We start from the raw sequence: 25,275 nt of genomic DNA, 5'->3' as shown, positions 1-25,275 counted from the left end.
CCCCCTTGCGTCGCCGCCCTGCCGTCGATATCCGGTCGCGTCCCAAAGGGTCGTGGACAATCCGAGGCGATTCATACAGCATTTGGCACTTCGGTGACCGGAGACGGTCACCGGGGACGCGCCGAGCGCGCGCTCTGCGGCGCGGGCGCCGCACAGTGGGGGCGCGTCGGCCGGTCCTGGAGCCGATTGTTCGAAATCGGAACCGCAGATGCGGTCCGATTTCGAGCAATCGGCTCTACATTATTGATTTTACAGCCGATTATCGCTACAAACCGAAATCGTGCCGCGATTCCGGTTTGTCGCAATCGGCTGTAGAGCCCTGGACAGGGAACCATTCATGAATCCGACACCGCCTTCGCCCTCCTACGAGACCGCCGAGTCAGAGGTCCTGACAGCAGACGATTTCAACCTCTGGTGTGCCCTGAACAACATGCCGTTCCGGATGACCGAGCATGTCTGGCCGGACGGGGCGACGGAATGGGACGTCGAGGTGCACCCGGGCCAGGTCAGTGAGACGGTCGCCTACGGCACCGGCCAGAGTGATGAGGGGGTGGCGGCGGCGATGGCCTTCGCCTTCGTGGCTGGCGTCGAATGGGCCGACAACGCGCACCGGGCGGCCAGCGAGGCCGAGGCGGCACTGGATGAGGAGACGGACGACCGGCCGATGCCCCCGCGCCAGGTCGGCGCCGTGTTCACGGCCCCGGTGGCGGCGCTGGCCGGAGGCCTCGATGAGGCTGCGGCACCGAGCGCCGGGCGCGGGTCGGCGTCAGGCACCGACGATGCCGGACCGGAGGCCGATGACCGTCGCCAGGCCGAGGGCACGCTGGCGACCGCGCCGACCGACGCGGCCGCGGACGGCGCCGGCGGTGTGCCTGACAGCGAACCCGATCCCGAAACCGCATGGCAGGACGACGCCTGGGTCGCGGAGGATTTTGACATCGCCGACGGTCTCGATGCCGACGCCGTGGCCTCGATGACCGACGAGATGGTGGCGGAACCGGACGAGGAGACCGCTGGCGCGCTCGCTGCGGAGCCGGCGGACGACGACCGCACGGCGGCCGCCGCGCCGGTGCCGCGTCGCGCCGAGGCGGAGGCGGCGCTGTACAGCCCGCCCGCTCTGGACGTGTTGCAGGATCCGTACCATGACCCCGAGCGCGTGCTGGACGAGCACGCCCTGGCCGAGAAAGCCCGCGCCCTGGAGACGGTACTCCGCAACTTCAAGGTGCGGGGCGAGATCATGCAGGTCCATCAGGGTCCGGTCATCACGCTGTACGAACTGGAGCCGATCCCCGGCACCAAGTCGTCCACCGTCATCAACCTGGCCGACGACATCGCCCGCTCCATGAGTGCGGTGACGGCCCGAATCGCCGTGGTGCCGGGGCGCAGCGTGATCGGCATCGAGTTGCCCAACGACAGCCGCGAGACCGTCTACCTCAAGGAGATCCTGGAGTCCGGGGCGTTCACCGACACCGGCGCCAAGCTGCCGTTGGCGCTGGGCAAGGGCATCGACGGCAACCCCTGTGTGGTCGACCTGTCGCGCATGCCGCACCTGCTGATCGCCGGCACCACCGGGTCCGGGAAGTCGGTCGGGATCAACGCCATGATCCTGTCGCTGCTGACCCGCATGGCCCCCGATCGCTGCCGCCTCATCATGGTGGACCCCAAGATGCTGGAGCTATCGGTGTACGATGGCATCCCGCACCTGCTGACGCCGGTGGTCACCGATCCCAACAAGGCGGTCATGGCGCTCAAGTGGGCGGTGCGCGAGATGGAAAGCCGCTATCGCGCCATGTCGGCAGTGGGCGTGCGCAACATCGAGGGCTTTAACCAGCGCATGCGCGAGGCCCAGGCCAACGGCGAGGTCATCACGCGCCACGTCCAGGTGGGCTATGACCGCCAGGCCAAGGAGCCGGTCTACGAGGAACGGCCGATGGAGTTGCGCACGCTGCCTTACATCGTCGTCGTCGTGGACGAGATGGCCGACCTGATGCTGGTGGCCGGCAAGGAGATCGAGGCCGTCATTCAGCGCCTGGCCCAGATGGCCCGCGCCGCCGGAATCCACCTCATCATGGCGACGCAGCGGCCGTCCGTGGACGTCATCACCGGCACCATCAAGGCCAACTTCCCCACCCGCATCAGCTTCCAGGTCACCAGCAAGATCGACAGCCGCACCATCCTGGGCGAGGCCGGCGCCGAACAGCTCGTCGGGCAGGGGGACATGCTGCACATGGCGGCGGGCGGGCGCATCACGCGCGTGCACGGCGCTTTCGTCTCCGACCGCGAGGTCGAGGCCCTGGTGGCCCAGCTCAAGACCCAGGGCGAGCCGGACTACGTCCATTCGATCATCGAGGAGGACGCGGACGGCGCGCCCCTGGCGGAAGAGCCAGCCGGCGGCGGGGGCGCATCGCCGGTGATCCTGGAGGGCGGATTCGGCGAGGGCTCGGGGGACGATCTGTACGACCAGGCCGTGGCCCTGGTCCTGCGCGAGAACAAGGTCTCGGTCAGCTTCATCCAGCGCCACCTGCAGATTGGCTACAACCGGTCCGCCCGCATCGTCGAACGCATGGAGACCGAAGGGCTGGTCAGCGCCGCAAACCACGTCGGCAAGCGCGAGATCCTCGCCCGCGGCCGGGCCGACGGCTTCGGGGACGACGCCCGGTGACGGGGACCGGCGCCCGCGCCGTCCGCGCCGACCCGGCCGTCACGCCGCTGGGCGGGCGCGCCGGGCGGACGCCGGGTCAGCGGGCGCGGGCCGCCCCGGACGGCACGGCCCCGACCCTGCACGTTCGCTGCGGGTCGGACATCCTGGAGGCCCTGGCACAGGCCGGATTCCAGGGCGACTACCTGGAGATCTCGGATCCCCTGGTGCAGGGACCGGTTCCGGCGCTGCGGTCTCTCGACGCCTACCACGATACCCGCGCGACCTTCATCGCCACGGCCTATGGCGTTCCCGAGGCGAAGGCACGATCCCGGCTGGCGGAGCAGTGGGCCGCCCTGCTGGCGGCGGACCGGTACGACCGCGTTGTGCTCTGGTTCGAACACGATGCCTACGACCAACTCATTCTGGCCCGTGTGCTCGCGGCCCTGCATGGCCGCCGCGCGTTGGTCGGGCGTGTGACGCTCGTTTTGTACGATCCGGCGCGCGACGGTGCCACCGTGGGGCGGGTGCGGGGCCTGGGAGAACTGGCGCCGGCGCAGCTTCGGCGGCTGTGGGGGCGTCAGCGCGCCGTCACGCCGGCCCTGACGGCCCAGGGTGTGCGCGTCTGGGACGCCCTGCGCCAACCCGATCCGCGCGCCCTGGGGCGGCTGGCGGGCGGGACCGTGCCGGGGCTTGCGACCATGGCGCCGGCGTTGCGGCGTTGGCTCCAGGACCTGCCCTGGACCACGGACGGCCTCGGTCTGACCGAACGGGACCTCCTGCAAACCCTGGAGACGGCTGGCGGCACGGCCGGGACCGGCGCGCTGTTTCGCGCCTATCTGGAACACGACCCGCAGCCGACGCTGGGCGACGCCATGTTCGGTGCCGTGCTGCGCGGCCTGGCCCAGGGACCGGCACCCGCGATCGGGAAGACGCCCCCGGATGCCGACGACCGACGCGCCGGCTGGACCCTGACCGACACCGGCCGCGCGCTGCTGGCCGGGACCGTCGACTGGGGTGCCGTGGGCGGTCTCGACCGCTGGATGGGCGGGACGCGGCTGGTCTCCGGCCAACCGGTCTGGCGCTGGGATCCGGCCCTTGCGGCGCCGGTGCCGGACATGCCGACGGCGCCCTGAGCGGGCCCGCACCGCACGGCGCGCCGAAGCCACCACGGAACCGCCGCGTTTCCGCCATAGTCGGTTGATTATCTCTTGCGCCTGATCGCGAGGGAACCAACCCGGTCGCCCCACCTTAGTAGTGTCAGAGGGCGCGGTGACGGGGTGGGACTCGATCGCTTCACCGCCGGATGGGGGCTGACGGAGGTTCCGGCGTCACTCTGACTCTGTCCAGTCGTGGAGGTGTTGCCTGCATGGCGTCCGTGCCCCCTCTGTCCATCGCACTCGACCGTCGCTCCGTCCTCTCCGGTCTTGCCGGCGTGGGCGCCGTCGCGCTCACCGGTCTGCCGCCCTGGCGGGTTGTCCGGGCCGAAGAGGGCGGAACGCTGTTCGACCGCCTCATCGCGGACGCCGCGCGGTTGGCCCAGTCCGCCTACGCGCCGCCCGCCCAGGATCTGCCGGAGAGCCTGCGGGGCTTGTCGTACGATGCCTACCGCGACATTCGGTTCCGGCCGGATCGCGCCCTGTGGCGTGGTCAGGCGCCGTTCGAAGTCCAGGTTCTGCACCTCGGCGGCTTCCTGCGGCAGCCGGTGCGGGTGTTCACGGTCGACAGCGGGCGTCCGACGCCGGTCCTGTACAGCCCCGACCTGTATGACTTCGGCCGGACCGGGCTGGAGGCGGATGGGTTCGGGGAGTTGGGGTTCTCCGGCCTGCGCGTGCACTACCCGCTGAACGATCCGGGCATCATGGACGAGTTGATCGTGTTCCAGGGCGCGAGCTACTTCCGCGCCCTGGGTGCGGGGTGCACCTACGGCCTGTCGGCCCGGGGCGTGGCGGTGAACACGGCGGGTTCCGAAGGCGAGGAGTTTCCCGCCTTTCGGCGTCTTTACGTGGAGCGTCCGCAGCCGGCGGCGGAGTCCCTGGTTTTGTACGGCCTGCTGGATGGTCCCTCCCTGGCCGGCGCCTACCGCTTCACGGTGACACCGGGCAACTCCACCCGCGTCACCGTCCAGGCGCGGCTGTTCGCGCGCCGGCCGGTGCGCCAGCTTGGCGTTGGTGTGCTGACCAGCATGTTTGCCTTCGGCCCGGTGGACCGGGACGGCGTCGACGACTTCCGCCCGCGCGTCCACGACTCGCAGGGCCTGAGCATGCATACGGCGGCGGGCGAGTGGCTGTGGCGGCCCTTGTCCAATCCCCGCAAGCTGGAGATGAATATCTTCGGCGACAGCAACCCGCGTGGCTTTGGTCTGTTGCAGCGGGTGCGTCGGTTCGAGGCCTACCAGGATCTTGAAGCCCTGTATCACCGTCGCCCCAGTGTCTGGGTGACACCGCACGGCGATTGGGGCGCGGGAGAGCTGTTCCTGGTGGAGATCCCGACCCGGGATGAGACCAATGACAACATCGTCGCTTTCTGGCACCCGGCGCGACCGTTCGAGCCGGGCCAGCCGCTGGCCCTGGACTACGACATGGACTGGGGGCTCGACGGCCCGCCGATGGCGCTGGCGGCATGCCGCGAGACCATGGCCGGCCAATACGGCGTGCCCGGCGTGGCCCTCGACGACGCCACCCGGGCGCGTGGGCGCAAGTGGGTGATCGACTTCCAGGGGGGTCCGCTCCAGGGCCTGCGCGATCCGTCCCAGGTCGCGGTTGTGGCGTCTGTCGACGGCGGACGGCTCGATCCGCCGGTGCACATGCTGAACCCCCATACCGACGGCATCCGGGTCGTCCTTGATGCCGTGGCCGACGATGACGCGCCGATCAACCTGCGATGCCATCTGCGGCGGGACGGCGCGCCCGCCTCCGAGACCTGGACCATGCAATGGCGTCCCGCAACGGATGCATGACCCGGGGCAGGGCGGGACCGGGCCGTCGGCCCCGCCCGTCCACCACCTGACCCATCGACGGGGAAACGAAGCCATGCGTGTTCTCACAGCGATCGACGGCATTGAGGCGTCGCTTGAACGCCAGGCCCGGCATTATCTCGTCCACGCCTGCGGCCTCTCGCAGGCCCAGGCCGATGCCATGGCGGCCGAGGCCGCGCGGGCGGTTGTCGTGGCCCGACCCGCGCGCGACCGTGCCGACGCCGGAGCCGCCGTCATCCAGGTCGCCCGCGGTCTGGCCGCCGACGCGACCGCTCCCGACGTGGACGGAACCCTGATGCCGACCGCGGACGGGCGGAGCATGCGCGTGCAGCCGCTCGACCCGGTCACGCTGGCCGAACTGGGCACTCGGTCGCGCCGGGGCGGGCGCCGCCTGGCCCGGGCGTTGCCGGGGCGTGTGTCGGTGGCCTGGGGCGCCGCCGCCTTGCTGACCACCCTGCTGGCGCTGCCGCGCCCGCCGCTGTGACGGTGGTGCGCGACGACAGCCGGACCCAAGCCGGAGAGGGGGCTGTCCCATGGTGACGCGCCGCCGCGGCTTCCTGGCCTGCGTGCTCGCCCTCACGCTCGTGACCACCCAGTCTTTCGTCCAGGTACTGGCCGCCAACGGGCTGTCGGCGCTGCATGTGGCGCTGATCGTGGTCTTCGTGCCGCTGGCGGCGTGGCTGGCCCAGTCGTTCTGTACCCTGACAGCGGGCGCGCTCCTGATCGCCTGGCACCGGGTCCGGGGGCGTCGGGCCGGCCCGCCGGACGCGGCGGCGCGCGCCGCCGGGCTGGACCCGGCGTTGCCCCGAGTGGCGCTGGTCATGCCGGTCTACAACGAGGACACGGCGCGGGTGTTTGCCGGGGTCGCCGCCATGCGGGACGATCTGGCGCGTCTGGGCGTGTCCGAGCGCTTCGATGTCTTCGTGCTGTCCGATACCACGGATCCGGATTTGTGGCTGGCGGAGATCGAGGCCTGGAGTCGCGAGCGCGGCCGCGCGCCCGGGTTGCCGCGGTTGTACTACCGGCGACGGCTGGACAACGCGCGCCGCAAGACCGGCAACATCGCCGAGTTCGTCGAGCGCTGGGGCGGGGGCTACGGCGCCATGGTCACGCTGGACGCGGACAGCATCCTGGAGGCTGTCACGATCTGGCACCTGACCCGCCGCCTCGATGCCGACCCGCGCGTTGCCCTCATCCAGGCCCCCCCGAAGCTGGTGCGCGGGCGCACCGCCTTCGCCCGCCTGCTGCAGTTCGCCGGCGACGTCTACGGACCTCTGGGAGCGGCGGGCACCGCCTTCTGGGCCGGCGGCGAGGGCAACTATTGGGGCCACAACGCCATCATCCGGCTCGGTGCCTTCGCGCGGTGCTGTGGGCTGCCGACGCTGCCCGGGCGGGCGCCGCTGGGGGGCGAAATCCTGAGCCATGACTTCGTCGAGGCCGCGTTGTTGCGCCGCGCCGGCTGGCGCGTCGAGATGGCCTGGGATCTGGCGGGCAGCTGCGAGGAAGCGCCCCCGACGCTCACCGATTTCATGGTCCGCGACCGCCGCTGGTGCCAGGGCAACCTCCAGCACGGGCGCATCCTGTTCGCGCGACGGCTGCATTGGGTCAGCCGACTGCACCTGATGACCGGCATCATGGGGTATCTGACCTCGCCGCTATGGCTTGTCTTCCTGCTGCTGGCGGGCTTGCAGGCCTGGACGCTGACGGTTGCCGAGCCGGTCTATTTCCAGGGCGGGACACCGTGGCCGACCTGGCCGATCTCCCGCGAGGACGAGGCCGCCGTTCTGCTGGCGGCCATGATGGGGTTGCTGTTCCTGCCCAAGCTGTGGGGCCTGGGGCTGGCGCTGGCCGATCGCCGCGGCTGTCGCCTGCGGGGCGGGCGGGCGCGGCTGGTGGCCGGGGTGGTGGTCGAGACCGTGCTGTCGGCCCTGATCGCCCCGGTGATGATGATCCGCCATACCCGGTTCGTGGTCGCCATCCTGACCGGATCCCCGGTCGGCTGGACGGCGCAGCGCCGCCGCGCCGGCCGCGTCACGCTGCGCGACGCCCTGCGTGCGAACGTGGACGTGATGGTGATCGGGGTTGGCGCCAGTGTGGCGGTGCTGATGCACGCGCCGTCCCTGGGCTGGTGGCTGCTGCCGGTTCTCGCCGGCCTGGTGGGGTCTCCGCTGCTGACCGTGATGCTCGACAACGGCGGCGATGACGGCCTGCGACGCTGGGGTCTGTTGACGATCCCCGAGGAGCGGCGGCCGCCGCCCGTCGTGCGGATGGTGGACGCGCACGAGGCGGTGCTGGCGGATACCCTCGCGGTGCCGGCGGTCGAACGCTTCTCGGCGGTGCTGACGGACCCGGCCCTGAACGCCCGCCATTGCGCGCTGGTCGGCGAGACGGGCGGGATCTCCGGCCTCGCCCCGGACGCCGTCGCCCGGGCGGAGGCCCTCGCAATGCAGCTCGCACCGGCCCTCCTGCGCCCCGAGGAGCGGCGGGCGCTGCTGGAAGCGCCGGACAGCATGGCGCGCGTGCATGCGGCGCTGTGGGCCCGCCGCACTGCCGACCCGGCGGCGGCTGCAACCGGGTAGCCGTCGCGGCGCCCCGGGTGCGCGAAACCTTGTCGGCGAGTCCCGAGTCCGATAGCGTCGAGGGTGCAAACAGATAGGAAACGGATCGGAGACGAGCGCCGTGCCGTCGCCCTCCCTGCTGGCGCCCGTGAGCGGGCGCCGGGGCCTCGTCGACAGCGACGCGGCCGCCATGACCCGCGGCATTACCCGCGGCGTCTGCCGCCACCTGGCGAACACCGGACACGCCGTGCTGACGGAGGTCAAACTCCCGAACCGGCGCCGGGCAGACGTGGTGGCGCTCGACCCCGACGGGCGCGTGGTCATCGTCGAGGTCAAGAGCGTTCTGGCCGACTACCGCGCCGACGGCAAGTGGCGCGAGTACCTGCCCTATTGCGATGTGTTCGCGTTCGCGGTGGCGGAGACGTTTCCCGTGGACGTTCTGCCGGCCGAGTGTGGGTTGGTGGTCGCGGATCCGTGGGGGGCGGAGGTCGTGCGCCTGATGACTCTGGCGCCGTTGCACCCGTCGCGGCGGCGGGCGATGACGCTGCGGTTCGCGCAGGCTGCCGCCGAACGCCTCCAGCGTCTGGTCGATCCCCCTGTCTAACCCGCATTTCTCACGAGGGGTGGTGCATCGGGGCGTGAAATCGGCAAAAATGCAAGTGGAACCAAACATATAGGCCGATGTCACAGGAGTCCCCGATGCCGACAGAGTGTACCTCAACCGCGATGACCTTTGCACGCGTCGACGGCCGCGCGGTGGTGGCCGATTTTGATGGCCGCGTCCTCACCTCGGATGCCGGCGCGCTGCTGCTGGGCGCGATCCGGAGCGCGTGATCCACGACCTGCGGACCCTGGTGGGCCAGCGGGTGGCCTCCGTGCTGCTGTGTGCGCTGCGCCGCATCGGCCTGGCCCGCACCCGCCTGGCCAATGCCACCTGCGGTCGCCTGCGCCTGATCCTGCTGAAGATCGGCGCCAAGGTCCGACAAAGCGTGCGACGGGTGCGCGTCGCCATGGCGTCGGCCTGTCCGTATGCCGATGAGTTCGCGCTCGCCCATGCCCGATTGACCGCCGCCGCGGCGTAACGCGGCCCGCCCCGCCCCATCGTCAACCGCAGAGGACCAGACCTGACCTCACCGCCGGGCCCAAACGGCCGGACACCGACGCGCGTCCCCAGCCAATCCCGAAAGGAGCCCGCCACCCAAACGCCAAGCGGACACCGTCCGGTGAGAAATGCGGGTTAGCGCCCTACCGCGAAGCGGTTTCGTTCAATCACGGAAAATGCGGCCTTCCAAACCTTTTGATCCCACTCTTTGATCAGGTCCCGAAACCTTCCTGACAGGCATGCAGTCAGGGATAATCTGTGGAATCAAATTCATAATACAGCTCACACGCCCGCTCGATTATTATATTGCACAAGCCGGAATTTATATTTGACATAACAAGAGAAGCCTGCCCAATAATAATATCTTTTTTCAAATCGACAACAATCCACTTGCTGTCGTCATCACCAACTGCGTACTGCCTAGAAGCGATATTTTTAAAAAGCTGGCCCAGGAAGTCCCAGCCAACAAATTTTTCCACGAGATCCACAACGTCATTTTCTTCAGTGATCCTAAATCCAGAACCAGACCCAATAACATAAAGTCCGCGCCCAGTGCAAACAAGCCCTTCCTTTGCATTCCCAAACAGTGACGTATCAATAATAAATACGATTTCCTCCTCACTCGGCACCCCAACCGAGTTCTTTGCGTTAGTAAGCTGCTTTTGGCTGGCCTGATCGCCAAAAATAAAACGTTTTTCACAGGTGATCATTGGCGCATATTTCCAAGACCGAAGACCAGAACGAATATGCTCGGCAACTTTGTTAATGTCTAAATTATCTCTTCTTTTTTGAGAAGGACGCTGAAGCTTCCCAACGCCCCTGCTTTCAACATCCTTGCCTTCGCCCCCCTGGTCGCGCGTCACCGTAGTACCATCAACGGCACTCAAGTACAGCCTTTCAACTAGGCTGTAACAGAACAAAATCTCACATGCGAAGTCCCGCAAGCTATAATTTGTCGCCTTATCTATACCAGAATCCTCGATGAAGCCAATTATCGTAATCTTCATTGCATCCGCGTGAGTGCAGCTCAGATGCCCAGCCAATCGAGAAATGTGTTTCCCACTAGGACCATAATTTTCCCTCAATTGGAAAATTGAATTAAACAAAGGAGAAGATACATGCTCTATAGCAAATACCCCCTCTATTGGCGCCTTAGCAGGAGGCGAAGTCAGAGAATTAAAAATATCAATGCTATTCAGCTCCAGCTCGTCAATCAAATTTCCAACCAAAGTCTCAATGCTCAAATGAGAATCAGGATCAAGCCCCACAATATCTAGAGCCTTTTCAAGCAAAAGAAGATCATGCGCAGTCCAAGAACTTGGCTTCATAGCATAAAAATCATGAACAATCCTCAAAAGACGAAGTATACTTGGATAGCGCTTTTCGTAACCGCGCCTATCCAAGGTTATGACCCAACCATTAATGCTCTGACCCACCTCCAGGCTGGTAACGCGGTCTTCAAGTTTATTAAACCTGTCATAAATTCTATCTGCGAGTCGTACTATTTCGTTCCGAATATCTTCTTGACCCACCGATAACGCCAATAGATTATTTTTGATAACAACCATAGACTGTGCGGCGAGAAGCTCCCGCTCCTGCAAAAGCGCAAGATAGCGCCACGCATATTTCTGCATCTCCGAAAGATCTGATTGATTGGCTCTCTCTATAGCGGAATTTTTTCCACTAAAAGTGCTCCAGCATCTTTTAAAGAAACCTTGACTCTTATAGTCCTCAAAACGGTCCTCCACGCATGAAAGCAAACGCGTCGCATCTAATGCCAGTTGTTCCGTCTGCGCTCGCCTGTCTTTTGCCCACGCAAGCGCTGGCTCCAACGAATCGTCAATTTCTTTGATTTCCGATTCAGCCAAGTCAAACATCATTTAAATCCCTCTTAGATCTTGTCGATAGACGCCCGCATTTGGGCCGTGCTTTGCCTAGCCCGGCTCTGCATTCGTTGAATTTTGCCGTCAAGGTCGTGGCTTTCTTTTAAAAACTCTTCAAACAGAACCTGACCATTGAAAAACTCTTTAGAAACTTGATCAAGCCATTGAGCTGAATCTTGAAGAGTTTCCAGATCGGCGCATATTTCTCGATAAGGACCATCGATCCCTTTTTCAATAGCGAAGTTCATAGCAACAGCTCCGATAACTCCGCCTACCAGGCCGCCCGCCATAAGGGGCAACGCTGCCGTGGTGGTGAGCGCACCGACCGCTGCCGCTCCTATCGACCCCCCAACCACACCAGATGACGTGGTCATAATGCCCCTGCCCTGGCGTTCTCCAAGTTCCTCTAGAGTGATTTTGCCCGCGGCCATCAGAACGACGTCCTTTACAGCATCTACGGCACAAACGGCTCCCACTGTCACCATATTAGAGCGAAACATCACCCCGAGCGTCTGGCGGGCAAGAGGAGCAACTGCTTGTTGGCCAGTCACCCGAACAAGGGTACTGTGAACACCGGTCACTGCTGCCGCATTAATGGCGCTAGCTGCTGATGCCGCAGCGGTTTCGCCAGTAATCTTCACGACAGCCTCTTGAGTTGTGATTTTGCCGTCTTTAACAAGTTTAAGGTATCGTGAACAATTTACGGTTCCTACAATTATGGCCGACAGCGCAGCAGCGCTAGCAGCTGACCGTTTCATTTGGTAAAGCGTTGATTTTGTTTTATAGCCAGAACGAAACTTATCGAGCTCAGAGGTATTTCCGTCACCAAGCTGATTTGCTCCTTTCTTGCTAAGCGGCGATGATGAAATGCCTTCGTGCTCAATTCGGTCATTAGCTTTTTGGGCAGTCAATCGGTAAGCTTCAGCTTCAGCTTTTTTAGTTGCAATTTCGGCAGGCTCCGCCCCACTTTCTAGTAACTGTTGAGCCTTCTGGAGCAGATCTTCTGATCTCTTTTGGGAGTAGGCTTTTACAGCGCTAAGCTGATCAGAGGGGACAAGGGCTACATCGACATCGGAATACTTTGCTGCTGTATTATTAAAATTAAGTTGGGAGAGATCATGTGCCGTAACCTCCGGTGCTTTATCGTATTTTGATTGCGCCGAACGCGCCACAATGTTATCCTTGTTAACAACAAGGTCATTTATTTCATGATTTTTAGGAACCAAGTTATTATCTAAACCGGTTTCAAGACGCATAGCATTATCTTTATTTATCGCATCCATATTAAATGTATTTGCGTGAAATTCTTCAGCGAGGTGCCCGCCAAGTTGGGCTGAACGCGTATCCCAATTTAGAAATGTATTAATGTTTTCATCTGATCGAGCGATTTCTTCCACCAACGAAGCCATTTGTTGTTTTGCCGCATTGGGAAACAGGGGATTAACAGCGATGCCATTGACTAGTGCTTTCTCGTATCGCTCGCCTATATCATTGTTTTGCTGTGCTCTTTTTACGCCACTCTTAGGTTCGGACATGAAGTTTTCCATAACCGCCTCCTGGCATTGCCATTTGAAGGAAAGGAGCACTGAATAGTTATCTTTATTAGGAAGTTTTGGCCTGCGGTTGTCAAGGTGTTTTGAGTGTGGTCAGCCGTTCTAACCCGCATTTCTCACGAGGGGTGGTGCATCGGGGCGTGAAATCGGCAAAAATGCAAGTGGAACCAAACATATAGGCCGATGTCACAGGAGTCCCCGATGCCGACAGAGTGTACCTCAACCGCGATGACCTTTGCACGCGTGGATGGCCGTGCGGTGGTGGCCGATTTCGATGGCGGCGTCCTCACCTCGGATGCCGGCGCGCTGCTGCTGGGCGCCACCGACCGGGCCACCCGCACGGTCACGCCCTACACCGTGCGCCGGTCCATGGCCCGCCTACTGCGGGCGAGAGGTGTGCCGATGGCCGACACCGCCGCGTGGCTCGGGCACAGCCTGCGCGGCATGGCCACGACAGAGGAGTACGCCGACGTCGACCCGACGTTTTTGCACGTCCCGCGCGGTGTGATCGACGATCTGGCGGCCGAGATCGACGGCCACATGACCGGCCCCCGCCGCCTGGACGCGACCAAATTGCGACCAAAAGAAACGGCGACCAACGTTCTCACGCTGGCCGCCGTTCCTAAAACCCGAGCCGCTTCAGGCTCTTGAATGGTGGGCGCGGCTGGGATTGAACCAGCGACCCCTACGATGTCAACGTAGTGCTCTCCCGCTGAGCTACGCGCCCAAAGAAGCCTGAGAACCGGGGCCCGATCCGGACCCTGGCTTGCCGGGCTTGGTGCCGGTTCCGGTACTCCGGATGGGCCGGCAGCGCCCCCGAAGGCGGCCCTTCTACTCCGGCCGAACGCGCAATGCAACCCCTTTGCGGCCGTTCGTCTCGCCCGGCCCGCGACGGCCGACCCCGAGTGGGAGCCGGAGCCGCCGCCGCCCTGCGCCCTAGATGGCCGTCCACTCGATGACGGCGACAATGCTGAGTACGCCGTAAGTCATATATAGGAAGGTGGTAAGCTGTCGCCTGAAAACGAACATGACATTCCTCCTATGTCGAAAGACTGCGTGTCCGCTTTGTTGATCATGATTAGAGTATCAGCGTAGCAAAGTTTTCTGTACGTAAGGTTAATCGGTGTGGGCACCGCGAGCTGTCTTCCTTCTATATATCTTCGGATTCGGATTGCGCCGCTGCCCGCGGCTCATTTCGTGGACCCGCGCCGTCCCCCGGCTCGATGCCGCTCGAACCGACCGCAGGGGCCGGATGGTCCCGTCAGGCCACGCGTGGCGGGGCAAACCATGGCACACCGCGGACAGATCGCACGGCGCCGGGCGGGATCCTCGGCCCGGGACCGGCGTCCGGGGCAGGGGGCGCGACGTCGGTCACCTTCGGGGGCCGTGGAAACCGTCCTGCAAACATCGGCAGCCGTCCCGACGATTGTCATTGCGCCGTTCGGCTCACGGCGTTCATGCTGCGAAAGAATGAAGGTGGCCGAGAGGAGCGCGGGACTTCCGCCAGTAGAGGGATACCGCCGCCGGCGGAATGCTTTGGGGGTGCCTTCGTGAGGGGCGGGGCGCTGAACTAATACCTCCCAAGCCATATTCACAACCCGTGCCACAGTATACTAGGGTTTTCACTCATCTTGGCCGGTAGCGGGTTAGTTAAGAACGAATAAAAGGAACAGTCGGCCACCTGCCAAGAGTTGAGGTGGCGGACATGTTGGACGAGCCTGGGTTTGGCGGTCGGAACAGCGCTTGGACGGGCGACATGCCGGACGGACACGCTTTTCGGTGGGGCAAGAAATGAACCTTATGAAGTCGTTGACCGCGAAGATCACTGCGACCGTGGTCGTGCTCGTGATTGTGATCGCGCTGATCAACACCGGCCTCGTCTACTACTTCTCGACGATCGTCCGGTCCGAGACGCAGGACTTTGCGTCCGACGTGAACGCCATCATCGAGCAGAAGGACGCCTTCATCGGTGAGGTCGTCGACGAGGAGGTCAAGGCCGGGCTGGCGCGCCTGGCGGCCGAGCACGAGGCGGCCACCACCGAGGCCCGCGCCGACAGCGTCGGTGAGCGCCGGTTCATCGCCGGCAAGCATGCGGGCATCTCGGCGTCGGCGACGACCATGATCCGCGCGGCCATGATGAGCGGCGAGGCGACCACGGCCGAGGACATCATGTACACGCTGTCGGAAAACCCCGACATCCTGTCGATCGACGTGTGGCGGCCCACCGGCATCGCGGCCTTCTCGGACAACAGCACCATCGAGACCGTGAACGCCACCCTGGGGACCACCTACTTCGAGGCGCGGTCGAGCGAGAACCCGGTCCCCATTCCCGACGACCGCCGGCCGGGGCTCGAGACCGCCCTGGCGGCCGACGACGGCGAGGCCGTGTTGCCGGGCGAGGTCGAGGACGACCAGGGCGCCCTGCAACCGGTGCTGTTCTCGTTCGCGGTGCTCGACAACGATCCGGAATGCCAGGGGTGCCACGGGCGCACCGACGAGCCCCGCGGCGTGCTTGAGGTGGCGGTCTCGCGGGCCGGTCTGGTGGCGCTCGAAGAGCGGGCGGCCGAGCGTCTGGAGGCGCTGGAGGCGGAGCAGGCCCAGGAAATGGCCGCGCTCACCGACGTGACCGAAGCCCAGCGCCAAGAGGTCAAGGAGACGTCGGCGCGCTACGGCGAGCGTCTGGACGCGCGCGTGCAGGAACTGAGCCAGACTCAGCTTCAATCCACGACGGTACAGGCCATCGTCAACCCGCTGGCCGCCCTCGTGGTGCTGGGTTTGATCGTGTTCCTGCTGAGCCGTCTGCTCAGCCGTCCGCTGCGGGCCATGACCGGTGCCATGGAACGGTTGGCCCACGACGACCTGGAGGTCGAGATTCCGGGGCGGTCGCGGACCGACGAGATCGGCGATGTGGCCGATGCCATGCAGGTGTTCAAGGAGAACGGCTACAAGCTGCGTGAAATGGCCGCCGAACAGGAGGCGATGCACCGCCGCAACGCGCGCAAGGTCAAGGCGGAGATGTTCGGCCTCACGCATGCCCTGGATGAGGAGGTGCGCAGCGCGATCGCCCTGGTGCAGACCCAGGCCGACGCCATGCACGACGCCGCGCGGGAGATGGCCAAGTCCGTCGGCCAGACGGAGAACCGGTCCGAGGCGGCAGCCGGCGCGTCGCGGGCGGCCGCGCAAAGCGTCGACGCGGTGGCCGCGGCGGCCGAGGAGATGGCCGGGTCCGTGGCCGAGATCAGCCGTCAGGTGAGCGCCTCGACGACGACCGCGCATCGCGCCGTGCAGCAGGCCGAGACCACCAACGAGCGCATCCAGGGGCTGGCCCGGGCGGCCAACGAGATCGGCGAGGTTGTCGGCCTCATCAACGATATCGCCAAGCAGACCAACCTGCTGGCCCTGAACGCCACGATCGAGGCGGCGCGCGCCGGCGAGGCCGGCAAGGGGTTCGCGGTGGTGGCCAACGAGGTCAAGACGCTGGCCAACCAGACCGCCAAGGCGACCGAGGAGATTGCCACCCAGATCGGCGCCATGCAGGCGGCCACCAAGGAGGCGGTCGACGCCATCCAGGAAATCGCCAACGTGATCGGCGAGATGAACGAGATCACGACGGCCGTCTCCGCCGCCGTCGAGGAACAGACCGCCGCCACCCAGGAGATCAGCAGCAACGCGCAGCAGGCTTCGCACAACACCCAGGAGTCGGCGCAGAACATCGGCGAGGTCTCCGAGGCGAGCACGGTCACCGGCGGGCATGCCCGCTCGGTCGAACAGGCGGCGCAGGACGTGCAGAAGCGCGTCGACGAGATGCAGGCGGCCCTGGAACACCTGGTGCGCGGCGGCACGGAGGAGGACCGGTTCGCCAATGACCTGCATGCGGTCAAGCTGTCGGTGACGGTGGACACGGGCGACGGCCGGGCGCAGATCTGCCAGCTGCGGGCGCTGGCGCGCAGCGGCGTGGGGGCGCTGGACCGGGTCCTGGACCAGCCGCGCGGGCACGCGTTCACCATCACGGTGCCGGGCCTTGGGGCGCTGCCCGGCTCCATCGTCGCCAAGACCGCCAAGACCACCCACATCCGGCTGGAACTGGAGGAAGGCGACGCGGCCGCCGCCGCGCTCGAGAAGGTCGTCGCCCGGGCCGGCCGTCTGGCGGCCTGAGACCCCCGGCCGCCTGGCGGCCTGAGACGCACGTCGTCGCAGCCGACGCGCTGGAACGGACCCACCCTGTGGGTCCGTTTTGGTTTGGTCCCCGGCCTGGGGTTTGCGGTCAGGTGGGATCGCGCCGGAACACCGCCACCACTTCCACATGGGCCGACCACGGGAACTGGTCGATCGGGGTGACCGGACCCAGGCGATAGCCACCGTCGACCAGCGTTCGTGCGTCACGGGCGAAGGTCGCGGGCTTGCAGGACACCGCCACCACCTGCGGCGGCCCGTGCGCGGCCAGGGCGGCCGCCTGGGCGGCGGCTCCGGCCCGCGGCGGATCGAACACCGCCGCGCCGTAGGTCGCCAGCGCCGCCCCGTCGACGGGATCGCGGGCCAGATCACGCACCGTGGTGGTGAGCCGGCCGCGCGGGGCGGGCGCGGCCGCCAGCGCCGCGATGGCCTCCGCGGTGCCGTCCACCGCGTGCACCGGGCGGCCGGTCATCGCGATCGGCAGCGACAGGGTGCCGAGGCCGGCATACAGGTCCAGCACGGGGCCGGTGCCGGCGGGCAGCCGGGCCAGCACCGCCTCCGTGATCGCCGCGGCGCCCTCCGGCGAGGGTTGCAGGAACGCCAGCGGCGGCAGCCTGACCGGCACGCCGGCGAACCGCACCACGGGCGCCCGGCGCTCGGCCACAGGTTCCGCGGTCTCTCCCCACTGACCGGACAGTCGCGCCACGTCTTCGGCCTCTGCGAACGCGGCCAGTCGCTCGCGGGCCGCCAGATCCGGCGGCCCCGGCAGTGTGAGGGTGCAGTCCACCCCCGTCTCGGTGTCGGTCAGGCTGACCTGTCCCGCCTCCGGACCACGTCGTCCGTCCGTCGACCCGATGGCGGCCAGCAGCGCGCGCAGCGGCGCCAGCAGAGCCCCCAGGCGCGGCGTCAGCAGGGCGCAGGTGCGGACGTCCTCCAGGCGGTGACTGTCGGCAGCGTGAAAGCCGAGCACCACGCCCGCGCCGGTACGGCGCCACGCCAGGGTGCAGCGGCGCCGCGAGCCCGGCGGGATGGTCACCACGGCATCCACGGTGACCGCGCCCAGGCCCCGCCGGGCCAGGGCCTCGACGACCTGACGGTGCTTCCAGGCCGTCAGGGCGGGCGGCGCCAGGTGCTGGAGACTGCACCCGCCGCAGGGGCCGAAGTGCGGGCACGGCGCCCCCACCCGGTCCGGGGCGGGCGTCAGCACCGCTTCCACGCGGGTCCGCCAGCCATCGCCGGTGCGGTCCCCGACGCGGGCACGCACGCGCTCCCCGGGCAGGGCGCCGGGCAGGAACAGGCGCTCCGGGCCGTGTCGGGCCAGGCCGTCGCCCTGAGCGCCGAGGGCGTCGACCGTGAGGTCCAGCGGATCGGGTCCGGTCCAGCGCGCCCGGGGCCGGCGTCGACCGGCGCCGGTCCGGCGGGGCGTGCGGCCGGGGGCGGGGTGCGGGTGTCGGGTCATGGCGCCGGAGTACGCCAGCCGGCGTGTGGCCGCAAGGCTTCCCGGGGTCTGGCGCCATGCCTATACAGCCGATTGCGACAAACCGGACTCGCGGCGCGATTTCGGTTTGCCGCACAAATCGGCTGAGAATCATATAGGTCGCGCGGATTCACGCGATCAATCCGAACCACATCGTGGTACCGATTGATCGCGATCCGCGCTAACGGGGTCTGCCTGTCCCGTGTCCGTCCGAAAGGCGCGCCATGCTGACCGATGCCATGAAGGGCCTGAAGGTGCTCGACCTGGGCCAGTACATCCCCGGCCCCTACGCCGCGCTGCTGCTCGCCGACCTGGGGGCCGAGGTGGTGAAGGTGGAGCCGCCGGGAGGAGACCCGATGCGGACGTTCGGCCCGCCCGATCCGGATGGACTGTCGCCCTTCTATCGGGTGCTGAACCGCAACAAGACGGTGATCCGGCTGGATCTCAAGACCGAGGAGGGGCGCGCCCACCTGGAAGCACTCTTGCGCAAGGCCCATGTGCTGGTGGAAAGCTACCGCCCGGGCGTGCTGGAGCGGCTTGGCTTCGGGCGCGCGCGGCTGGAGCAGATCGCCTCCCATCTGGTGCATTGCGCGCTGTCCGGTTTCGGACAGGAGGGGCCGTTGCGTCTGCGCGCCGGCCACGACCTGGGCTACCTGGCGCTGAGCGGCGCCCTGGACGCCACCGGACCGGCCGAGCGCCCGGTCATGCCGTTCCCGCCGCTGGCCGATCACGCCGGCGCGCTGACGGCGGTGATCGGGGTGCTGGCCGCGCTGCTGCGCCGCCTGCGCACCGGGCGCGGGGCCGTCCTCGACGTCAGCCTGTTCGAAAGCGCCGCCGCCCTGAACGGCCTTGGCCTGGTGTTGGGCCAACGTGGCGGCCTGGCCCGCGAGGCCGACGCGCTGAACGGCGGCGCGGCGTACTACCGCTGTTACCGGACCGCTGACGGCCGCTTCGCCGCCCTGGCCGCCATCGAGCCGGTGTTCTGGCGCGCCTTCTGTGGCGCTGTCGCGCGGCCGGACTGGGCCGACCGCCAGGCCGAGCCGCTGCCCCAGAGGGGGCTGATCGCGGATCTGGAGGCGCTGTTCGCGACCCGGCCGCTGGCCGAGTGGCAAGCGGTGCTGGGCGGCGTCGACTGCTGCTTCGAGCCCGTGCTGCACGCCGACGAGGTGCCGGACCAGCCCCATGTCCGGGCCCGCGACCTGATCCACCGCGACGGGGCGGGCGACGGCCTGATCGACACGGTGCTGCCGGTGCTGCTGGACGGGACGCCACCCCCGCCGCGCCGCCCGCTGGTCGAGGCGGACGCGGCCGCCGTGGTCGCGGCCTGGCAGGGCAGGGGATAGGGCGCCGCTCAGTCGGTCCGCTTGGGCGTTCCCGCTGCGGGGCCGATCCTGTCCGTGGCGGCGTCCGTGTCCTCGTCGTCCACGTCCTCGTCGTCCTCCACGTCCTCGTGCAGGGTGGCGAGTTCCTCCAGGAGATCGAGGGCCGCGTGGGCCGCGGCCAGGCGCACGTCGTCGCGGCCGCCGGCGAACACATAGCGTTTCGGCCGCACCAGACCGTCGATGCGGGCGGCCGCCAGGTGTACCAGGCCGAGCGGCTTGGTCTCGGTGGCGCCGCCCGGCCCGGCGATGCCGGTGATGGCGACGCTGAGGCCCGTGCCGCTGGCCGCGAGGGCGCCCAGGGCCATCGCCACGGCCACGTCTTCGCTGACCGCGCCGACCGAGTCCAGAAGCTCCGGTTCGACCCCCAGGAGCTGGGTCTTGGCGGCGTTGGAGTAGGTGACGAAGCCACGGTCGAACACCGCGCTGGCGCCCGGCACGGCTGTCAGGCTGGCGGCCAGCAGTCCGCCGGTGCACGACTCGGCCACGGTGATGAGCAGGTCGCGGTCGCGGCACACCGCCATCACGGCGCGGGCGTGCTCCACGAGATCCTTGGCCAGGGCGCTCATAGCGGCGGGCTCCAGAGCAGAAACACCAGCGATAGGGCCGCGGCGGCGAGCGCACCGGCCACCATGTCGTCGGCCATGACGCCGAAGCCGCCGCCCACGCGGCGGTCGATCCAGCCGATCGGCCACGGCTTGACGATGTCCGCGGCCCGGAAGGCGACGAAGCCAAGGCCGTAGGCCACAGGGTCCAGCGGGACCACCGTCAGCGTCAGCCACTGGCCCGCGACCTCGTCAATGACGATCTCCGGTGCATCATGACGGCCAACCCTTCGACCGTAGACCGCGCTCACCGGCACGCCAAGGGCGAACACCGCCAGCGCCGCCCCGAGCAGCAACCAGGGGCCGCCGAGCCAGACCAGGCCCCAGGCGAAGGGCAGGGCGGCCAGGGAGCCCATGGTCCCCGGCGCCCACGGGCTGAGGCCGCTGCCGAACCAAGTCGCGAGGCCGCGGATCAGGGGGGCGGGCACGGAGGGGCGCGGGGTCGGCGGGGGTGTATCGAGCGGTGTCTGTGACAATTCGGCAACGGTCCAGGTGGTTCGTCACACGATCGGCCGATTCGCCTTTTTTTCGCCCCGGTGTTGCCGCAAAGGCGCGGCGGGCCCGGCGGAGAGCCCTGAGTCACAACGGACTTCGGCGATCGGGTTGCGCACGACGGCGTTTACTCATAAGCGTACGCGGGGCGTCGGGACCCCCGCCACGGCTTCGAGACAGGGGTCGGTCCAGCTCCGGACCGCCCCGGTGTGGCATGCCTGCGGGTCCCTGGCAAGCGCCCTCACGGCGGTCGCGCGGCGGCGGCCGCTGAAGGACACGGAGCAGGACACGGACAGGAAGACGCCATTCATGTCGGAGTTTGATCCCCAGCAGCTCAGCCTGCCCCAATGGAAACGTGCCCTGCGGCGGGCGTTTCCCGAACGTCACGTGATGATCCGCACGGATACGGGGGGCTTTCAGTCCTGGACCCTGGGCAGCCTCAGCCAGGCGGTCGCGGCGGTGGTCGGCGTCATCATGCTCGGGGTCGTCACCTACAGCGTGGCGATGGTGATCTGGGTCGACGCCGTCATCGACGCCAAGACGGCGGAGGTGCAGGAAGCCCAGGACAGCTACAAGCAGCTCCTCGCGGAGGTGGCTCTGTACCGGGATCAGGTCGCCGCCGTCACCCGCAGTCTGGAGGACAACACCGCCGTGATGGCCCGGTACGTCGGCAGCGAGGACACGCCGGCCCCGCGCCAGCGGGCGGACGCGGCGGCCGGCGACGACGGCGCCGCGACCTGGCAGGAGGAAGCCGGCCGGGCGCGTGACGCGCTACTCGGCCAACTGGCCGAGATGGAAGCGGGCATGGCCGAGCTGTCGGAGGCGCACCAGCTCCTCACGCGGTTCGACGATTTCGAACTCGAAATGCGCAAGACGGTGCTCCAGCGTGATCTGGCGCTGGAGGAGAACCAGGCCCTGACCCGGCGGGTCAACGACCTGGAAGACCTGGTCATCGAGATGGAGACCGCGCAGGCCGCGCTTCTCGATCACTTCGGCGCCGTCGCTCAGACCCGCATTGCCGACATCGAGGGCAGCCTGGCCGAAGTCGGGCTCGACATCGACAGCATGCTGGAGGCGATGACCACGGCGGGGGACGGCGACGGCAAGGGGGGCCCGTTCGTCCCGGCCGATCTGCCGATCCTGGACAAGCCGGTGCTGAAAGAGTCGGTGACCCTTCTCAACACGCACGTCGACCGGCTGGATGCGCTGCGGGATCTGACCGAACACCTGCCGCTGACCCGGCCGGTGCTCAGCGGGTATCGCCTCAGCAGTCCGTTCGGGGTGCGCCGGGATCCGATCAACGGCCGCCTGGCGCGCCACGAGGGCCAGGACTTCTCCGCGCCCCCGGGCACGCCGGTGGTGGCGCCGGCGGCGGGAAAGGTTGTTTACGCTGGGTGGCGCGGCCGCTATGGTCGGACGATCGAGATCAGCCACGGACTGGGCCTGACCACCTTGTACGCCCACCTGTCGAAGATCACCGTGGAGACTGGAGAGTCGGTCTCCCGCGGCGATCTGATCGGCCAGGTCGGCAATTCAGGGCGCAGCACCGGGCCGCACCTGCACTATGAGATCCGCGTCAAGGGTACCCCCCGGAACCCCGCGAAGTTCATGAAGGCCGGCCAGCATGTTTTCCCGGGCTAACACCAAACCCACGCCGGCGGCCCCGGCGGCCCAGACCCAGGCCCCGGAGCGCAAGCCCGAGCGCCGCACCGCCGGCGAGTCGGCGCCCGAGCGGGTGGTGCCGTCGATCGTCAGCGCGGACCTGACGGTGACCGGGGACCTGGTCAGCGCCGGCGAAATCCAGATCGACGGCCGCGTCGAGGGCGATATCAAGTGCGCGTCGTTGATCATCGGCATCGCCGGGGCCGTGACCGGTGAGGTCAGCGCCCAGACCGTGCGCATGCATGGGTCGGTCAGCGGGCAGGTGATCGCCAAGTCCGTGTTCCTGGCCAGCACGGCGCGGATGATCGGCGACGTCACGCACGAGAGCCTCGCCATCGAACCCGGCGCCTTCCTGGAGGGGCATTGCCGGCGCATGACCGAGATGCCGGATCTCAGCCTGCCAGACCGCAACGCGGCGGTGGCGGAGGCCGCCGAGGCCAAGCCGCGCCTGGCCAGCAGCCGGTCCGCGGTCGGAGAGCCGGCGGCGGCCGGCGGCGCGGGCGCCAAGACCGACGAGTCCGGAACCGAGCCGGTGAGCGCGGACAGCAAAACGGGCTCCTGACCCGGCCGCGCCGGCCACCCGGGTCTTCTCTTCCGATGCCTTCATGTCTCCACCCTGGCGCGTCCGTGAGGGGCGCGCCGGACGTCCGGTGTCGCCGGCCACGCGGCCGGTCGCAGCGGGAGCGATGGGGCATGAACGGGACGACCGGGCGGATGAGGGACGCTCATCCGCCCGGTCTTCGGGGGTCTCCGCGTCAGGCGGCGCGCTTGTGGTCCGGATCGACGATGGACACGATGTCGTCCATGATCGCGGTGACGTCGTAGTCCTTCGGCGTGTAGATCCGCGCCGCCCCGGCGGCCAGCAGGGTGCGCTCGTCCTCGGGCGGGATGATGCCGCCGGCAATCACCGGGATATCGCCCAGGCCGATGGCCCGCATCCGCTCCAGCACGTCGGTGACCAGCGTGACGTGGGAGCCCGACAGGATCGACAGCCCGACCACGTGTACGCTCTCCTCCAGGGCGGCGTTAACGATCTGCGCCGGGGTCAGGCGGATGCCCTCGTAGACCACCTCCATGCCGGCATCGCGGGCGCGCACGGCGATCTGCTCGGCGCCGTTGGAGTGGCCGTCCAGGCCCGGCTTGCCCACCAGGATCTTGACCCGGCGACCGAGACGCGCGGAGACGTCGTTGACGCGCTGGCGCACCGCGGTCATGCGCTCACCCGCGGTGATCTCCCCGGCATTGCGGGCCACGCCGGTCGGCGCGCGGTACTCGCCGAAAATGTCGCGCAGCGTCTCGCCCCATTCGCCGGTCGTGACGCCGGCATGGGCGCAGGCGATCGACGGCTCCATGATGTTGCGCCCCTCGCGTGCGGCCGCGGCGAGATCGGCGAGGGCGGCCTGCACCGCGGCGTCGTCGCGCTGCGCACGCCACGCTTTGAGGCTTTCGATCTGGGCCCGTTCCGCGCCCTCATCCACCGCCATGATGGCGCCGTCGCCGGTGGACAGCGGGCTGGGGGCGCCCTCGGTGTACTTGTTGACGCCGACCACGACCATATCGCCGGATTCGATGCCGGCCAGCCGGCGGGTGTTGGACTCCACCAGCTTCTGTTTCATGTAGCTGGACTCGACGGCCGCCACCGCGCCGCCCATGGCGTCGATGCGGTCCAGCTCCGCGCGTGCCTCGGCCTTCAGCGCCTCCACCTTGCGGGCGATCTCGGTCGACCCGTCGAAGATGTCGCCGAACTCCAGCAGGTCGGTCTCATAGGCCACGATCTGTTGCAGCCGCAGCGACCATTGTTGATCCCACGGGCGCGGCAGCCCCAGGGCCTCGTTCCACGCCGGGAGCTGCACGGCCCGGGCGCGGGCGTTCTTGGACAGCACCACCGCCAGCATCTCCAGCAGGATGCGGTAGACGTTGTTTTCCGGCTGCTGTTCGGTCAGGCCCAGGCTGTTGACCTGCACCCCGTAGCGGAAGCGGCGGTACTTCTCGTTCTCCACACCGTAGCGCTCGCGGCAGATCTCGTCCCACAGGTCGGCGAACGCCCGCATCTTGCACATCTCGGTGATGAAGCGGATGCCGGCGTTGACGAAGAAGCTGATGCGCCCGACCACGACCGGGAAGTCTTCCGGCGGCACCTGGCCGGAGTCGCGCACCGTGTCCAGGACCGCGCGCGCGGTCGCCAGCGCGTAGGCCAGCTCCTGCTCCGGGGTCGCGCCCGCCTCCTGCAGGTGATAGGAGCAGACGTTGGTGGGGTTCCACTTGGGAACCTCCTTGTAGGTGAAGGCGATGACGTCGTTGATCAGCCGCATCGACGGCTCGGGCGGGAAGATGTAGGTGCCGCGCGACAGGTATTCCTTGATGATGTCGTTCTGCACCGTGCCCTGGAGCTTCTTGCGGTCCGCGCCCTGTTTCTCTGCGGTCGCGATGTACAGCGCCAGAAGCCAGGCCGCCGGCGCGTTGATGGTCATCGACGTGTTCATCTTCTCCAGCGGGATCTGGTCGAACAGCGTCATCATGTCGCCCAGGTGACAGATCGGCACGCCGACCTTGCCGACCTCGCCGGTGGCGAGAACATGGTCGGAATCGTAGCCGGTCTGCGTGGGCAGGTCGAAGGCCACGGACAGGCCCGTCTGGCCCCGCGCAAGATTCGTTCGATAAAGCTCGTTCGACGCCTTGGCCGAGGAGTGCCCCGAGTAGGTGCGGATCAGCCACGGCTTGTCGCGCTGCGGTGCAGCAGGCTTGGCGGGGGATTCGGGCGTACCGGTCATGCAGA

At 67.2% G+C, this 25,275-nt stretch carries 17 protein-coding genes, 1 tRNA gene and 2 pseudogenes; 13 read left to right on the top strand and 7 right to left on the bottom strand.

Going from position 1 to position 25,275, the window contains the following annotated elements:
* Nucleotides 1–337: 337 nt before the first annotated feature.
* The 8 genes and pseudogenes from GGD88_RS03435 to GGD88_RS03405 form a co-directional block, all read left to right on the top strand.
* Nucleotides 338–2,662, top strand: a complete 2,325-nt coding sequence (locus tag GGD88_RS03435; protein WP_184431742.1) for a DNA translocase FtsK — start codon at nt 338–340, stop codon at nt 2,660–2,662.
* Nucleotides 2,659–3,774, top strand: coding sequence for a DUF1835 domain-containing protein (locus GGD88_RS03430; protein WP_184431740.1), 1,116 nt, complete (start codon nt 2,659–2,661; stop codon nt 3,772–3,774). The genes GGD88_RS03435 and GGD88_RS03430 overlap by 4 nt, the downstream gene beginning before the upstream one ends.
* 233 nt (nt 3,775–4,007) lie before the next feature.
* Nucleotides 4,008–5,597 (top strand): OpgD/OpgG family glucan biosynthesis protein, encoded by a 1,590-nt coding sequence (locus GGD88_RS03425; RefSeq protein WP_184431738.1) that lies wholly within the window; start codon nt 4,008–4,010, stop codon nt 5,595–5,597.
* Between the two features lie 73 nt (nt 5,598–5,670).
* A complete protein-coding gene (locus GGD88_RS03420) occupies nt 5,671–6,099 on the top strand; it encodes a hypothetical protein (RefSeq protein WP_184431736.1) in 429 nt (142 codons plus the stop codon).
* Nucleotides 6,100–6,118: 19 nt separating this feature from the next.
* Nucleotides 6,119–8,194: pseudogene (gene mdoH / locus GGD88_RS03415) on the top strand (glucans biosynthesis glucosyltransferase MdoH); the annotation flags it as partial.
* 100 nt (nt 8,195–8,294) lie between these two features.
* Nucleotides 8,295–8,777: an MmcB family DNA repair protein gene (locus GGD88_RS03410; RefSeq protein ID WP_343056234.1), complete on the top strand. Its 483-nt coding sequence runs from the start codon at nt 8,295–8,297 to the stop codon at nt 8,775–8,777.
* Nucleotides 8,778–8,872: 95 nt separating this feature from the next.
* Complete coding sequence (locus GGD88_RS18460; protein WP_221236982.1) at nt 8,873–9,007, top strand: transposase; 135 nt, start codon at nt 8,873–8,875, stop codon at nt 9,005–9,007.
* Between the two features lie 32 nt (nt 9,008–9,039).
* Nucleotides 9,040–9,255 (top strand): annotated as a pseudogene (locus GGD88_RS03405) (transposase); the annotation flags it as partial.
* Nucleotides 9,256–9,520: 265 nt separating this feature from the next.
* Here the strand turns inward: GGD88_RS03405 and GGD88_RS03400 are convergent.
* Nucleotides 9,521–11,155 (bottom strand): hypothetical protein, encoded by a 1,635-nt coding sequence (locus GGD88_RS03400; protein ID WP_184431732.1) that lies wholly within the window; start codon nt 11,153–11,155, stop codon nt 9,521–9,523.
* 11 nt (nt 11,156–11,166) lie between these two features.
* A complete protein-coding gene (locus GGD88_RS03395; protein ID WP_184431730.1) occupies nt 11,167–12,705 on the bottom strand; it encodes a GlsB/YeaQ/YmgE family stress response membrane protein in 1,539 nt (512 codons plus the stop codon).
* Between the two features lie 264 nt (nt 12,706–12,969).
* On the opposite strand from GGD88_RS03395, the gene GGD88_RS03390 reads away from it, so the two are divergent.
* Entirely contained in the window at nt 12,970–13,362 is a 393-nt protein-coding gene (locus tag GGD88_RS03390) for a hypothetical protein (RefSeq protein WP_184431728.1), read from the top strand.
* 1 nt (nt 13,363) lies between these two features.
* Here GGD88_RS03390 and GGD88_RS03385 read toward each other — a convergent pair.
* Nucleotides 13,364–13,438 (bottom strand) — tRNA-Val (locus GGD88_RS03385).
* Between the two features lie 1,073 nt (nt 13,439–14,511).
* Between GGD88_RS03385 and GGD88_RS03380 the strand changes: the two genes are divergently transcribed.
* Nucleotides 14,512–16,866 (top strand): methyl-accepting chemotaxis protein, encoded by a 2,355-nt coding sequence (locus GGD88_RS03380; RefSeq protein WP_184431726.1) that lies wholly within the window; start codon nt 14,512–14,514, stop codon nt 16,864–16,866.
* Nucleotides 16,867–16,975: 109 nt separating this feature from the next.
* Here the strand turns inward: GGD88_RS03380 and GGD88_RS03375 are convergent, their stop codons facing one another.
* Nucleotides 16,976–18,343, bottom strand: coding sequence for a class I SAM-dependent RNA methyltransferase (locus tag GGD88_RS03375; RefSeq protein WP_184431724.1), 1,368 nt, complete (start codon nt 18,341–18,343; stop codon nt 16,976–16,978).
* 242 nt (nt 18,344–18,585) lie between these two features.
* On the opposite strand from GGD88_RS03375, the gene GGD88_RS03370 reads away from it, so the two are divergent.
* Nucleotides 18,586–19,704, top strand: coding sequence for a CaiB/BaiF CoA transferase family protein (locus GGD88_RS03370; protein ID WP_184431722.1), 1,119 nt, complete (start codon nt 18,586–18,588; stop codon nt 19,702–19,704).
* A gap of 8 nt (nt 19,705–19,712) precedes the next feature.
* On the opposite strand, the gene GGD88_RS03365 is transcribed toward GGD88_RS03370, so the two are convergent.
* Together GGD88_RS03365 and GGD88_RS03360 are read right to left on the bottom strand one after the other, a co-directional pair.
* The gene (locus GGD88_RS03365; RefSeq protein WP_184431720.1) at nt 19,713–20,309 is read right to left on the bottom strand and encodes a nicotinamide-nucleotide amidohydrolase family protein; all 597 of its coding nucleotides are present in this window, start codon (nt 20,307–20,309) and stop codon (nt 19,713–19,715) included.
* Nucleotides 20,306–20,773, bottom strand: coding sequence for a phosphatidylglycerophosphatase A family protein (locus tag GGD88_RS03360; protein WP_343056233.1), 468 nt, complete (start codon nt 20,771–20,773; stop codon nt 20,306–20,308). The genes GGD88_RS03365 and GGD88_RS03360 overlap by 4 nt, the downstream gene beginning before the upstream one ends.
* A 373-nt stretch (nt 20,774–21,146) precedes the next feature.
* Between GGD88_RS03360 and GGD88_RS03355 the strand changes: the two genes are divergently transcribed.
* Together GGD88_RS03355 and GGD88_RS03350 are read left to right on the top strand one after the other, a co-directional pair.
* Nucleotides 21,147–22,478 carry a M23 family metallopeptidase gene (locus tag GGD88_RS03355; protein WP_184431718.1) on the top strand — a complete coding sequence of 444 codons (1,332 nt, stop codon included), beginning with the start codon at nt 21,147–21,149 and terminating at the stop codon, nt 22,476–22,478.
* Nucleotides 22,462–23,061 carry a bactofilin family protein gene (locus tag GGD88_RS03350; protein WP_246423538.1) on the top strand — a complete coding sequence of 200 codons (600 nt, stop codon included), beginning with the start codon at nt 22,462–22,464 and terminating at the stop codon, nt 23,059–23,061. The genes GGD88_RS03355 and GGD88_RS03350 overlap by 17 nt, the downstream gene beginning before the upstream one ends.
* Nucleotides 23,062–23,254: 193 nt before the next feature.
* Here the strand turns inward: GGD88_RS03350 and GGD88_RS03345 are convergent, their stop codons facing one another.
* The gene (locus tag GGD88_RS03345) at nt 23,255–25,270 is read right to left on the bottom strand and encodes a protein meaA (protein WP_184431717.1); all 2,016 of its coding nucleotides are present in this window, start codon (nt 25,268–25,270) and stop codon (nt 23,255–23,257) included.
* Nucleotides 25,271–25,275: the final 5 nt, after the last annotated feature.

The sequence above is a fragment of the Roseospira goensis genome (genome assembly GCF_014197795.1).
Lineage (GTDB): Bacteria > Pseudomonadota > Alphaproteobacteria > Rhodospirillales > Rhodospirillaceae > Rhodospira > Rhodospira goensis.
This window is presented reverse-complemented; position numbering and strand designations above follow the sequence as displayed.

Bases quoted from the DNA above. Each gene is read 5' to 3' on its own strand.
- GGD88_RS03370 (WP_184431722.1), top strand. From the start codon at position 18,586: ATGCTGACCGATGCCATGAAGGGCCTGAAGGTGCTCGACCTGGGCCAG.
- GGD88_RS03375 (WP_184431724.1), bottom strand. From the start codon at position 18,343: ATGACCCGACACCCGCACCCCGCCCCCGGCCGCACGCCCCGCCGGACC.
- GGD88_RS18460 (WP_221236982.1), top strand. From the start codon at position 8,873: ATGCCGACAGAGTGTACCTCAACCGCGATGACCTTTGCACGCGTCGAC.
- GGD88_RS03380 (WP_184431726.1), top strand. From the start codon at position 14,512: ATGAAGTCGTTGACCGCGAAGATCACTGCGACCGTGGTCGTGCTCGTG.
- GGD88_RS03400 (WP_184431732.1), bottom strand. From the start codon at position 11,155: ATGATGTTTGACTTGGCTGAATCGGAAATCAAAGAAATTGACGATTCG.
- GGD88_RS03425 (WP_184431738.1), top strand. From the start codon at position 4,008: ATGGCGTCCGTGCCCCCTCTGTCCATCGCACTCGACCGTCGCTCCGTC.
- GGD88_RS03355 (WP_184431718.1), top strand. From the start codon at position 21,147: ATGTCGGAGTTTGATCCCCAGCAGCTCAGCCTGCCCCAATGGAAACGT.
- GGD88_RS03365 (WP_184431720.1), bottom strand. From the start codon at position 20,309: ATGAGCGCCCTGGCCAAGGATCTCGTGGAGCACGCCCGCGCCGTGATG.
- GGD88_RS03345 (WP_184431717.1), bottom strand. From the start codon at position 25,270: ATGACCGGTACGCCCGAATCCCCCGCCAAGCCTGCTGCACCGCAGCGC.
- GGD88_RS03420 (WP_184431736.1), top strand. From the start codon at position 5,671: ATGCGTGTTCTCACAGCGATCGACGGCATTGAGGCGTCGCTTGAACGC.
- GGD88_RS03435 (WP_184431742.1), top strand. From the start codon at position 338: ATGAATCCGACACCGCCTTCGCCCTCCTACGAGACCGCCGAGTCAGAG.
- GGD88_RS03395 (WP_184431730.1), bottom strand. From the start codon at position 12,705: ATGGAAAACTTCATGTCCGAACCTAAGAGTGGCGTAAAAAGAGCACAG.
- GGD88_RS03350 (WP_246423538.1), top strand. From the start codon at position 22,462: ATGTTTTCCCGGGCTAACACCAAACCCACGCCGGCGGCCCCGGCGGCC.